Consider the following 12,073-nt stretch of genomic DNA (forward strand, 5'->3'; position numbering starts at 1 on the left):
AAATGATGCAGATATGATACAAAGCATGTCCAGAGTATCAAGATGTATTGATAATGGACCAATGGAAGCATTTTGGGGAATGTTAAAATCAGAAATGTACTATCTTAAAAAATTCTGCACATATTCCGAGTTAGAATCTGCTGTTATTGAATATATAAATTATTACAATAATCATAGGTATCAAAAACGATTACAGTGCATGACTCCAATAGAATACAGGCGTTATCTTTTAGATTCAGCTGCTTAAAATGAATATACGCCAATCATAATGAAATGGTTGGCGCACAAAGTTTTTATTATTTTCACTGTCTACTTGACAGGGGCATGTTCATATTAAATGTACCTTGTTTTTATTTGTTAATCATTTTTAGCAGGAAGAATATAGGCAATATAATATGCAATAGGTATAATTAGTCCACCACCTACAATATTACCTAAGGTTACTGGAATTAAATTTGAAAACCATATATTAGACCAAGTAATATTAAGTCCGCAGTATTTTCCTAGTGATAAAAAGAACATATTTGCTATACTATGCTCATATCCAGACAATACAAATAACATTATTGGGAACCATATAGTAAATATTCTAGAAACTATATCTTGTGCCGATGCAGCCATCCAAACAGCAATACAAACTAATATATTACACAATAAACCTCTTATAAAAGCAACTTGAAAGCTTAAAGATGTTTTAGAACTACCTATATTAAATGTAATGTTTAATATGTCTTTATTTACTAACTGTGACTTATAAATGAGATAAGCTAAAATTAATGAGCCTATAAAGTTTCCTAGATACACTAAAGACCAATTTTTTAACAATCCTTTTATAGATATCTTTCTGTCCATTAAAGCCATTGTCATTAAATTATTTCCAGTAAAAAGCTCAGAACCAGAAAAAACAACTAACATTAAACCTACAGGAAAAACAGAACTACCTAAAAACTTCATTAATCCAATATCTATATTACCTAAGGTTTGCATAATAACAATATTACCAAAAGCTCCAAACCCAATATAAATTCCAGCCATTATTCCAAGAGTTATTAATCGAGCTATGGATAAACTAACTTTTGTTTCGGCAGATGCAATTATTGCTTTTGCAACTTCTGATGGTGCGAGAAATCTTTTTTCCATATATATTACCTACTTTCTGTAATAATAAAATTTATCCAGTATAAGTATTTTTCCACTACAATATAAAATGATACAAGAATGATATTAAAAATATTGACAAAAAAACTATACTATTATACTATGTGAGTATAATAGTATAAAAAGGAGAAATATATGATTAGTCAAAGTGAATTAAAATATAGCAGGGTAATAAAAAAGGCTGAAGAATTATTTTTAAAGTTGGGTTACAAAGCTACTTCTATGGATCAGATTGCTGAGGAAGCAGGAGTTAGTAAGATGACCATATATAAGTATTTTCCTTCGAAAGAAGAGCTTTTCATACAGATTATATTATCTATTATGAATAGGTATTTTAATGATATGAAAAATGAAATAGACAAAATAGAAGGTACACTAAATAGGATAGACTTTTTATTAAATTTTGGCATGGAACATTCCAAACAATATTCTATGGCACTTTACAAAGATATTTTTGATAATCCATACATTTATGAAAAGCTTATGGAAGAAAAAAAGAGAATGGCAAGGATTATATTTGAGGATATTGTAAGGGAAGGAGTTAATAAGGGAGAAATAAGAAATATAGATGAGGCTTTTATAGCAAATATATTGATTGCACTAATAAAAGGAATAGATAAAGAAATATTTGATGATATAAATAGCAATAAGGAGCTAGAAGATTTTACAGAAAAACTTTATGATTTTCTAAAGTATGGACTTTTAGGAAGATGAGAAGGTGAAAAATATGGAAGGTAATATTTTATTAAAAATCATAGCTCTCAATAAATTTTATGAAATGGGGGAAGTGAAGGTAGCCGCTGTAAAGAATATAAATCTTGAAATATATAAAGGAGAATTTTTAGTTATCTTGGGACCTAGTGGTTCTGGGAAGAGCACTCTATTAAATATTTTAGGAGGAATGGACTTACCAACAGAAGGTAAGGTGTTTATTGATAATGAAGATATTACAAATTATAATGACAAGAAATTAACAGCATATAGGAGGGAGAAAATAGGTTTTGTATTTCAATTTTATAACTTAATGGCTAATTTAACCGCTAGAGAAAATATAGAATTAGCTACAGAACTTTGTAAGAATGCTTTAAATATTGATGATGTATTAAAAAGTGTTGGATTGGAGGATAGGGCCGACCATTTTCCATCACAAATGAGCGGCGGTGAACAACAAAGAGTTGCTATTGCTAGAGCAGTAGCAAAGAATCCCATGTTATTACTTTGTGATGAACCTACTGGAGCATTAGATTTTGAAACGGGAATTAAGATTTTAAAATTGCTAAAGGATATTAATAAAAGATATAAAAAAACAGTTATTGTTATAACACACAATACGCCTATAGGGCAAATGGCTGATAGAGTGATTAGAATGAGAAGTGGTGAAATAACCGATATTAAAAGAAATGATAATCCTATTAATCCAGAAGGGATTGAATGGTAATGAAAAAATTAGATATAAGGTTATTGAGACTAGTGAAGTATAATAGGGAACCTTTTATCTCTATTTCCATAATGATTATATTGGCACTGACTATTTATATTTCTTTAAGTATGGTAGCTGATAATCTTAATAGTACAATATTTCATTATTATGATGTAACTAATTTTGGGGATATTTTTGTGGAGGTTTCTAAAGTACCTAAGAAAGTTATAAAGGAAATTTCAGCTATAGACGGTATTGAAAAAGTCCAAGGAAGAATAAGTGCAGACGTACCATTAAGGGTAAAGAATCCTAAGGAAAAGGTTAATGTTAGGATAGTATCTATACCAAATGAAGATTATGTGTTAAATGATATATTTTTAATAGATGGTAAAGTTTTAAAAAACAGTCCAAAATCTACAATGGTATTGCAGCAATTCTTTGATGCTAGAAATATGAACCTAGGTAATAGGATAGTACCCTATATTAAAGGCAGGGAATATCCTATGGAAATAGTAGGAGTTGTAGGCAGTCCAGAATATATATATTTAATGGAAAATGAACAGGCACTGCTTCCAGCACCAGAGAAGTTTGGCATATTATATGTTTCTGAAGAGTTTGCTCAATCTACCTTAGACTATCAAGGTACATATAATGAAATAATAATTAAAGTAGAAGACAATTATAAAAATAAGATAGATAGTATTATAGATGAAATAGAAGAAGAATTGGATAAATACATAGTTAAAAAGGTTGTTAAGAGAGAAGGACAGCTAAGTCATAGTGTAATGATGGAAGAAGTAGAGCAGTTGGAAAATATGGCTGCTTCTATTACATTATTGTTTTTAATAGTTTCAGCAATAATTATAAATATTATGTTATCTAGAATTGTTAGAAATGATAGGATGTCTATTGGTGTAATGAAAGCATTGGGATATAGTAATTTTAATATATTAATTCATTATGCTAAGTTTTCAGTATTAATTGGTTTAGTAGGTTCTATTATAGGGGCTGGATTGAGCATACCACTTTCTACCTTCATGACCAGTTTATATATACAATATATGAATATTCCTATGTTTAAAATGGAGATAAATTATATATATTTTGCTTATGGTATATTGCTAACAGTTATATTTTGTATATTGTCTGGGATGGTTGGAGCTAGAAATGTTATAAAAATTTTACCAGCAGATGCTATGAAAGCTGAATCCCCCAAGACAGGTAAACGAATTTGGATAGAAGATATTAAATTTATTTGGAATAGAATGTCTTTTAGTTGGAAAATGGTAGTCAGAAATATATTTAGAAATAAAAAGAGAGGAATTTTTTTAGTTTTAGGAATTGCTTTAACTTATGGAATTATTATGGTACCTATATTTATGATGAATGTATGGGATAATCTATTTGATATACAGTATGGAGAACTTCAAAGAATGGATTATAATATAGATTTTGCTGTTCCTATGAATCATAATGCAATAAGGGAGTTGATTCAAGTTGCAGATATAGATTATATAGAACCAAAGGTGGAAATTCCATTGGAATTAAAGAGAGGATGGTTAAAAAAGACAGTTAATATTATTGGACTTAAAAGGGATACAGAATTATATTTTTTTAAAGATATAGATGGAAATGAAATTAAACTACCAAAAGACGGAATTTTACTTTCTAAAATAGTAGCTGATAATCTTCATGCAGAGGTAGGTGATAAGATAATAGTAAAAAATCTTATACTAGATAGAGAAGATAAAACCCTTGAAGTTAAAGGTATTGTAGAGCAGTATTTAGGAAGCAATGGATATATAGATATAGATGAAATAAATAAATTATTAGAAGAAAAGCAAGTTATAACGGGTGCAATATTGAATTCTAGTAGTAACTTAGAAGAAAAACTTCAAAATGTTAAAAATATAAGACAGATACAGTCTATTGAAGATATGAAGAATACTATTTTAGAGTTTATTGATATTATTATCTATTCTGTAGGAGTAATGATGATATTTGGTGGGGTTTTAGGCTTTGCTATTGTTTATAATGTAACTATTGTTGGTATTGGAGAAAGAGCTATGGAATTTTCTTCTTTACGAGTAATGGGTTTTGATAAAAAGGAAATTTATGGATTAGTTACTAAAGAAAATACAATAATGACATTTTGGGGATTATTAGCAGGTGTTCCATTGGGCTATGGAATGTGTAAGGTGCTTGTACTATCTTTTTCTGCAGATATGTATAGTATTCCTCTTATAATAAAGCCTAGCAGTTATATAATCACTGCAATTTCTACTATAATTTTTATTGCCTTAGCACAACTTGCTACCATTAGAAAAATTTATCATTTGAATTTTATAGATTCATTAAAGAATAGAATATCTTAAGGATAATTAGGGAGTATTTTATAATATTAACTATAATTTAAGGATGTGAATGAGGTGAAAAAGAAAGTTATTATTGCTATTATATTTATTACAATTATTATCACAGTATCCTATATAAAATATGTTAAAAGATTTATAGAAGTAAATACAGCTACAGTAGAAAAAGGAAATATAACTAAGTATGTAGAAGAATTAGGAGTAGTAAAGTCTGAAAACCAAGTAAATATATATTCTGCAACTACAGGTATGGTTTCAAAGGTTTTAGTAGATATAGGTCATAAAGTAAAAAAGGGAGATGTATTAGTAATATTAGATAAAGATGAAATTATAAGGGATATGGAACAATTAAGCAATAAAAGAGAAGCTATATTAGCTGAATATAATGAAGCAAAACAACCTATAGATAATAAGGAAATTCTAAAATTAGAGTTAGAAATAGAAGATTTAGAAAAGAAACTTGCGAACCTTAGGAGGATATTAGATAATAAAAAAACTTTATATAATGAAGGAGCTATAAGTTATGAAGAATACCAAGAGGCTTTATTACAGATGGAATCAGAAACTATTAACTTAGAAAAAGTTAAACTAGACCTAGAGATTATAAAAAAACCTATATCACAAGATATAGTTACTAAATTTGAAACACAATTAAGACAGCTAGATATACAAGAAAAAGATTTAGAAAAGACGTATAAAGATTCTATTATAAATTCTAATATTGATGGTATAGTATTTGGTAAATTTGTTGAAGAAGGCAGCTACATACAACAAGGAACTTGTATTATGGATATTGGGAATATAGACAAATTATATATAGAAAGTGATATATTAGTGGAAGATGTGATGAAGGTTGTGGAAGGAGCAAAGGTTCATATAACAAATAAAGATTTAAATATAGTTGATTTGGAAGGTACAGTAAAAAATATACATCCCTATGCTTTTGCTAAAACTTCTGACTTAGGTATTCAACAAAAGAGAGTAAAAGTTGATATTGAAATAAATGGTAATGAAAAAGGTCTTAGACCAGGATATGATTTAGAAGTAAAGATAATTACAGAAGAGGTAAATAATACATTAATAGTACCTAAAAAAGCATTATTTATCATAGATGGAAAGGATTATGTTTTTATAGATGATAATGGAAAGGCAAGACTAAGAGAGGTAATAACAGGAATAGAAAATGATAAAGATGTCCAAATTATACAAGGATTAAAAGAAGGAGAAATCCTTATACTTTCGCCACATAAGGAAATAAGAGAAGGAATTAGAATAAAGGGTATTTAGTATTTTAGTATAAATTAATTTTAAGAAAAATATTGACCATTATGAAATATTCTTATATAATCTATTATTGTAAATTTAATTAAATATATAATAAATATAGAAGCAGATGGGCAGCTTTTAATACCCATTTGCTTTTTTGTGTCAAAAAATAGGAGGAATGACGTAAATGAGAAAGACATCAAAAGATAAGAAATTTCTTGTTGCAATTCTAACATTAGTTATACCAATAACTTTGCAGAATTTAATTAGTTCATCACTAAATATGGTTGATAATCTAATGATAGGAAGACTTGGAGAAAGTTCAATTGCAGCTGTAGGTTTAGTTAATCAATATTTTTTCATATTCATGTTATGTTTAACAGGAATTAATGCAGGAGCAGGCATATTTATGTCTCAATTTTGGGGGAAAAAAGATATCCTTAATATAAGGAAAATGTTAGGCTTGGATATAGTTTTAAGCCTTATAGTTTCGGTTTTATTTTTTATTCCAGCATATTTATTTCCAGAAGAAATAATAAAAATATTTACTAAAGATACTGAAGTTATAAAACTAGGTATCCAATATATTAGAATTATCTCCATAACATTTGTCCTTACCAGTATTACTCAAACTTACTCCACAGCATTGAGATGTATAGGTATTGCAAGGTTGCCAATGTTTGGAAGCTTAATAGGTGTACTAACAAATGCCTTTTTAAATTTGGTTTTTATATTTGGATACCTTGGATTTCCAGCAATGGGAGTAGCAGGAGCGGCCCTAGCTACAAGTATAGCTAGGGCTATAGAGATGATATTTGTAGTTATTTGTGCATATAAATCTAATTCTGTTATTCCTAGTAAATTAAAAAATATTATAGGATTTGATAAGGAATTTATTAAGATGTATTTTAAAACATCTTCTTCAGTAATAATCAATGAGTTAATATGGGCTGTAGGTCTATCAGTATATTCAGTAATATATGCAAAAATAGGGATTCGAGAAGTTGCTAGTATGCAAATAGCCAGCACTATTAATAATATGTTTATGGTATTTTCCATAGGACTTGCTAATGGGGCTGCAATTATGGTGGGGAATAAGATTGGAGCAGGAGAAGAGAAATTAGCAATTGATTATGCAATAAAATTAGGTATTTTTGCCCCCATTCTAGGACTTATAACTGGAGTATTATTATGGATTGCATCTCCAGCTGTTGCAGGATTATTTAAAATTAATAAGGATACATTAGACATTACAATAAAAGTCCTTAGAATTATGGCATTTTTTGCACCCCTTAGATTTTTCAACGTTCTTATGATAGTAGGTGTGTTTAGAGGAGGAGGAGATACTACATATTCCATGCTAGTTCAACTTGGAACTGTTTGGTGTTTTGCCATTCCAGCAGGATTTGTAGCAGCATTATATTTAAAACTTCCTTTAGAACAAGTGTTTTTAATAATTTCTTTAGAAGAAGTAGTTAAGATATTTTTTGAGGCTAAACGACTTCAATCTAGAAAATGGATAAGAAATGTTGTACAAGAACTAGATGATTTTAATATGGCTGCATAATAAAGATACTCCTTTTGGGAGTATCTTTATTAAACATCATCTTCTAAGGTTGAAATAGCTTTTGTTAAATCAACTTCTGCATTAGATATGGCTTTCTCTCCACTAATATTTGGATTCCCCAAATATCCGCCATTATCTTTAAGAATATCTCTAGCTTTTTGAGAGTCTTTACCACTTATATTTACGCTAACAACGTAGTTTATATTTGCTATTTCTTCAAAAGAACTCATGCCGCTAACCATAGGATTACCAGCAGCTAAAGGAGAATTTCCATTATCTAAACTATCTGAGCCAGAATTTAAAATTAATTGGGATAGATTTGGTGCAGTACTAGTTCCAGGATTATTTGTTTTAACATTTCTATTTCCTATATAATGGTCATTGATATCTACAAAGGCACCACTAAATCCAGCCTTTTCAAGTTCTCTAATAGCATTATTTGCTGCACTTATTTCTCCAAAATAAGCTTTTTCTGTCATTTTTATTCCTCCAATCTGAATTATAGTATATATAATTTCCCACTAAATTATATTATTATTACAGTTATAAATTACAATAAATCCAAAAGAGGGAAGAGTATATTATATTATTAATTTGTACAAAATACCTTAGAGGTGATAAATATATGAAAAAGATTGGTGTGGAAAAGGGACTAAGGAATGTGGCAGATTATCTAACTAATGAAGGTTATTCTATAGAAATCTTAAGTGAATCTATAGATAATAATATTCCAAAGTTAAGTGGTCTTGATGCTATTGTAACTGCAGGATACAATACAGATATGTTAGGGATTAGTGATACAGAAACTAAAGCTCCAGTAGTAAATGCAAGAGGATTAACTCCCGAAGAAGTAAAAGATAGACTAGAGCAACAATTACATTAAGTCTTCAATAAATTAGCCTGTATAAAAATATTTTTATACAGGCTAATTTTTATGGGTTTATAAATTAAATTTTATTTGTTATTAAAGGTTTGATATAAGAATATAAGGATGTTATAATAATTTTAATTGAATAAGATATTAAGTGCGATAATTAAAATATCGTTAAAAGGGAATTAAGTGAAAATCTTAAACGATCCGGTCGCTGTAAATGATAGTATGTTTAATTATGCCATTGCTAATGCGAGAAGGCTAAACATATGTTATACATAAGTCAGAAAACCTGCTTAATATTTGAATTTATTCCTATTTCCGTCGAAAATAGGTAATTGAAAACAGTTATTTACTATTGTTTTTATATTTCCTTGGGAAGAATTGTGGAATATGAAGATAATAGTTTTTTTATTAGGATTTAGTAATAAAGTTCAATAATATTTTTAAAAGGAGAGAAAACAATGAATAAAAAACTAACCCTATTATTAGCCTTATTACTAGCTTTAACTTTAGGACTAGCAGGATGTAAGGGAAAAGAAGTAAGTAAGGAAGAAGAATCAAATGTAACAGGGAAACAAGAAGATGAAGTTCAAGAAATTACATTAATTGACAATGTAGGTAGAGAAGTTATTTTGCCTTATCCAGTTGAAACAGCAGTTGTAGCAAATAGATATAACTCTGAGTTAATAAGAGCATCTGGAGCAATTGATAAGGTTATAGCAGTAGATACAAATACTGCTCAAGATAGGGAATACTGGGCTCAGTTTGATCCTAATAATATAATAGGAAAAGGACAAAGTGAATTAAACTATGAAAAGATAATTGAATTAAACCCTCAAGTTCTTATATTACCATCTAATGGTACATATGAAGAAGCAGAAGAAAAACTTGCTCCATTTGGAATTAAAGTTTTCGTAATTTCAGGATACGATACTTCTGACTTTAAAAATCAAGTAGAGAACATAGGAAAAATGTTTGGAACAGAAGATAAGGCAAAAGAATTCTATGATTATTTTAATGATAAACTAGAATATATTAAAGCAAATGTACCAGAAGAAAATAAAAGGACTCTATATCTAGAAACTACATCTCCATTAAATTCTACATTACCAGGAGATTATTTCTTTGATATGGCAGCCTTTGGCGGAGCAAATAATATATTTGCAAGTAATTTTGAAAACATAAAAAAATCTGAAATAGATCCAGAAGAAGTAATAAAAAGAAATCCAGATGTTATTATAAAATTAATAACTCCAGATAAGGCTATAAAAGGAACTGGTTTATATGAACCACCAACAAAAGATGATTTTGTAAACACTTATAATGAAATAATTTCAAGACCTGGTTGGGATGATATAAACGCAGTTAAAAATGAAGAAGTATTTTTCATGACTCAGTTTAGCCATGGTGGGGCATCAAAATTAGTAGGTACAATGTATATAGCTAAATGGATGTATCCAGACCTTTTACCAGAATTAAATCCAGATGAAGTATTTAGAGCTTGGATGGAAGATTTTCAAGGATTTAAAAATATTGAAGGTCATTTTTATGGAGTCAATGATCTTAAATGATAGACAATAGAAGTGAAATACTAGAAGATTATCAGAAGAAAGAAACTAGGAAGATAATATTTCTAATATTAGCATTTATAGGTTTATTAATAATATCTGTAATCTGTACTTCCTTAGGAATAACGGACTCATCTGTTATGGATGTTTGGAAAACAATATTAAAGGGAATTTTAAGATCCCACAATTTAACTACTACAGAAAAGGTTATATTAAATCTTAGGTTACCTAGAACAGTCCTAGGATTACTAGCTGGAATAGGTCTATCTATATCAGGGGTAATAATGCAGGGAATAACAAGGAATCCCCTTGTTAGTCCCTTTACCATAGGTATATCTAGTGCAGCAGGATTTGGTGCTTCTATAGCCATAGTATTTGGTTTTGGATTGTTCGGAAGTTCTCAGCTTGGTATTGTAACAAATGCATTTATGGCTGCTATAATATGTACAATAGTAATATTTTTAATAGCAAAGAAAATGTCCATGAGTTCACAGTCCATAATATTAACAGGCATTGCATTAAATTATTTATTTCAAGCATGTTCAACAACTATACAATTTATTGCAGATGATAATAAATTAGCTAAAGTTATAAATTGGACATTTGGAACTTTAAATGGAGCAGAATGGATACATGTAAAAATCGTAGGTTCTTTTGTAATTCCATGTTTATTAATATTGATGTTATTAAATGATAAATTTACAATTGTGGCAATTATGGAAGATGAATTAGCAAAAACCATGGGAATAAATCCAGTAATTTTAAGAATTATAGGAAGCACATTAGCTTCCTTATCTACAGCAGCAATAATAAGTTTTACAGGTGTTATTGGATTTATAGGTTTAGCAGCGCCCCATATAGCAAGAGCCATTATAGGTAATAATTATAAATATTTATTACCAGGATCAGCTATTATGGGAGCCATGTTAATAACTATAGGAGATACAATAGGCAGATTAATATTATCACCTGTAATTGTACCAGTAGGAATAGTAATATCATTTTTAGGAGTACCCATATTTTTACATCAAGTAGTTTTAAATAGGAGGAGTTATTAATGGGTTTAAAAGTAGAAAGCATAGACTTCTCATATGATGGTAGAAAGATAATACAAGATATATCCTTTGAAGTAGAAAGTGGAGAGGTGCTAGGATTATTAGGGCCTAATGGTACTGGAAAGACCACTTTATTAAAATGTATATTAGATTTATTAAAAAACAAGGGTACTTGTACAATAGATGATATAAATTTAAGAAATTTATCCTTAAAAGAACGAGCTAGATATATGGCCTATGTGCCTCAACATATAGATTTAGTATTTCCTGTATCTATATTTGAATATATAAAAATGGGTAGAACACCATATAATAATAAAAATTCAGACGAGAGTAATAAAGCTATATTGGAAATAATGGAAGACTTTCAGTTAGAAGACTTTGCTTTTAAAGGAATAAATCAGTTATCTGGTGGAGAAAGACAAAGAGTTATGATAGCAAGAGCCATGGCTCAAGAACCTAGAGTAATACTTCTAGATGAACCTACTAGTAATTTAGATATGAAGCATCAAAAGAAGACTATGGAAATATTAAGGGATATATCGAGGAAGAAAGATATTAGCATAATAATTTCTATACATGATTTAAATTTAGCATCAAGATACTGTGATAAGTTTTTAATATTAAAGGATACTAAAATATTTTCCTATGGTGATGAAGAGAAGGTAATAGATGAAGATGTTATTATGAATACTTATGAAATACCTGTGGAAATAATTTATCATGATAATAAGAAAATAGTGGTGATGAAATAAGTATATAAAATTAAAAACAGCCTAGGCTGTTTTTTAAT

The 12,073-nt window shown here is 28.8% G+C and carries 12 protein-coding genes and 1 riboswitch; of the genes, 10 read left to right on the top strand and 2 right to left on the bottom strand.

The genetic code is table 11. The annotated features are described in order from the left end of the window. The coding region (locus tag BUB33_RS02700; RefSeq protein WP_159429156.1) for an IS3 family transposase at window positions 1-247 on the top strand (247 nt) is incomplete at its 5' end. A 110-nt stretch (window positions 248-357) separates the two neighbouring features. Here BUB33_RS02700 and BUB33_RS02705 read toward each other — a convergent pair. After that, a complete protein-coding gene (locus BUB33_RS02705; protein WP_072972915.1) occupies window positions 358-1,140 on the bottom strand; it encodes a formate/nitrite transporter family protein in 783 nt (260 codons plus the stop codon). Window positions 1,141-1,293: 153 nt separating this feature from the next. Here BUB33_RS02705 and BUB33_RS02710 point away from each other — a divergent pair, with 153 nt between their 5' ends. The 5 genes from BUB33_RS02710 (at window position 1,294) to BUB33_RS02730 (ending at window position 7,783) form a co-directional block, all read left to right on the top strand. Further along, on the top strand, window positions 1,294-1,872 hold the full coding sequence (locus tag BUB33_RS02710; protein ID WP_072972918.1) for a TetR/AcrR family transcriptional regulator: 579 nt from the start codon (window positions 1,294-1,296) through the stop codon (window positions 1,870-1,872). A 13-nt stretch (window positions 1,873-1,885) separates the two neighbouring features. Continuing rightward, complete coding sequence (locus BUB33_RS02715; protein WP_072973659.1) at window positions 1,886-2,596, top strand: ABC transporter ATP-binding protein; 711 nt, start codon at window positions 1,886-1,888, stop codon at window positions 2,594-2,596. Continuing rightward, a complete protein-coding gene (locus BUB33_RS02720; RefSeq protein ID WP_200778101.1) occupies window positions 2,590-4,953 on the top strand; it encodes an ABC transporter permease in 2,364 nt (787 codons plus the stop codon). The genes BUB33_RS02715 and BUB33_RS02720 overlap by 7 nt, the downstream gene beginning before the upstream one ends. 54 nt (window positions 4,954-5,007) lie before the next feature. After that, window positions 5,008-6,237 (top strand): efflux RND transporter periplasmic adaptor subunit, encoded by a 1,230-nt coding sequence (locus tag BUB33_RS02725; protein WP_072972920.1) that lies wholly within the window; start codon window positions 5,008-5,010, stop codon window positions 6,235-6,237. 166 nt (window positions 6,238-6,403) lie between these two features. Next, the gene (locus BUB33_RS02730; RefSeq protein WP_072972923.1) at window positions 6,404-7,783 is read left to right on the top strand and encodes an MATE family efflux transporter; all 1,380 of its coding nucleotides are present in this window, start codon (window positions 6,404-6,406) and stop codon (window positions 7,781-7,783) included. 29 nt (window positions 7,784-7,812) lie between these two features. Here the strand turns inward: BUB33_RS02730 and BUB33_RS02735 are convergent, their stop codons facing one another. Then, the gene (locus BUB33_RS02735) at window positions 7,813-8,262 is read right to left on the bottom strand and encodes a hypothetical protein (protein ID WP_072972925.1); all 450 of its coding nucleotides are present in this window, start codon (window positions 8,260-8,262) and stop codon (window positions 7,813-7,815) included. A 146-nt stretch (window positions 8,263-8,408) separates the two neighbouring features. On the opposite strand from BUB33_RS02735, the gene BUB33_RS02740 reads away from it, so the two are divergent. The 4 genes from BUB33_RS02740 (at window position 8,409) to BUB33_RS02755 (ending at window position 12,035) form a co-directional block, all read left to right on the top strand. Next, complete coding sequence (locus tag BUB33_RS02740) at window positions 8,409-8,666, top strand: YkuS family protein (protein ID WP_072972928.1); 258 nt, start codon at window positions 8,409-8,411, stop codon at window positions 8,664-8,666. 123 nt (window positions 8,667-8,789) lie between these two features. Further along, a riboswitch (cobalamin riboswitch) is annotated at window positions 8,790-8,968 on the top strand. Between the two features lie 150 nt (window positions 8,969-9,118). Next, entirely contained in the window at window positions 9,119-10,228 is a 1,110-nt protein-coding gene (locus BUB33_RS02745) for an ABC transporter substrate-binding protein (RefSeq protein WP_084725087.1), read from the top strand. Continuing rightward, window positions 10,225-11,283 carry a FecCD family ABC transporter permease gene (locus BUB33_RS02750; protein ID WP_084725089.1) on the top strand — a complete coding sequence of 353 codons (1,059 nt, stop codon included), beginning with the start codon at window positions 10,225-10,227 and terminating at the stop codon, window positions 11,281-11,283. The genes BUB33_RS02745 and BUB33_RS02750 overlap by 4 nt, the downstream gene beginning before the upstream one ends. Continuing rightward, window positions 11,283-12,035 carry an ABC transporter ATP-binding protein gene (locus BUB33_RS02755; RefSeq protein ID WP_072972931.1) on the top strand — a complete coding sequence of 251 codons (753 nt, stop codon included), beginning with the start codon at window positions 11,283-11,285 and terminating at the stop codon, window positions 12,033-12,035. The genes BUB33_RS02750 and BUB33_RS02755 overlap by 1 nt, the downstream gene beginning before the upstream one ends. The last annotated feature ends 38 nt before the right edge of the window (window positions 12,036-12,073 follow it).

The sequence above is a fragment of the Tissierella praeacuta DSM 18095 genome (assembly GCF_900128955.1).
Classification (GTDB): domain Bacteria; phylum Bacillota; class Clostridia; order Tissierellales; family Tissierellaceae; genus Tissierella; species Tissierella praeacuta.

Excerpts from the sequence above, each read along its gene's own strand:
- BUB33_RS02705 (WP_072972915.1), bottom strand. The coding sequence starts at position 1,140 with ATGGAAAAAAGATTTCTCGCACCATCAGAAGTTGCAAAAGCAATAATT.
- BUB33_RS02710 (WP_072972918.1), top strand. The coding sequence starts at position 1,294 with ATGATTAGTCAAAGTGAATTAAAATATAGCAGGGTAATAAAAAAGGCT.
- BUB33_RS02715 (WP_072973659.1), top strand. The coding sequence starts at position 1,886 with ATGGAAGGTAATATTTTATTAAAAATCATAGCTCTCAATAAATTTTAT.
- BUB33_RS02720 (WP_200778101.1), top strand. The coding sequence starts at position 2,590 with ATGGTAATGAAAAAATTAGATATAAGGTTATTGAGACTAGTGAAGTAT.
- BUB33_RS02730 (WP_072972923.1), top strand. The coding sequence starts at position 6,404 with ATGAGAAAGACATCAAAAGATAAGAAATTTCTTGTTGCAATTCTAACA.
- BUB33_RS02735 (WP_072972925.1), bottom strand. The coding sequence starts at position 8,262 with ATGACAGAAAAAGCTTATTTTGGAGAAATAAGTGCAGCAAATAATGCT.
- BUB33_RS02740 (WP_072972928.1), top strand. The coding sequence starts at position 8,409 with ATGAAAAAGATTGGTGTGGAAAAGGGACTAAGGAATGTGGCAGATTAT.
- BUB33_RS02745 (WP_084725087.1), top strand. The coding sequence starts at position 9,119 with ATGAATAAAAAACTAACCCTATTATTAGCCTTATTACTAGCTTTAACT.
- BUB33_RS02750 (WP_084725089.1), top strand. The coding sequence starts at position 10,225 with ATGATAGACAATAGAAGTGAAATACTAGAAGATTATCAGAAGAAAGAA.
- BUB33_RS02755 (WP_072972931.1), top strand. The coding sequence starts at position 11,283 with ATGGGTTTAAAAGTAGAAAGCATAGACTTCTCATATGATGGTAGAAAG.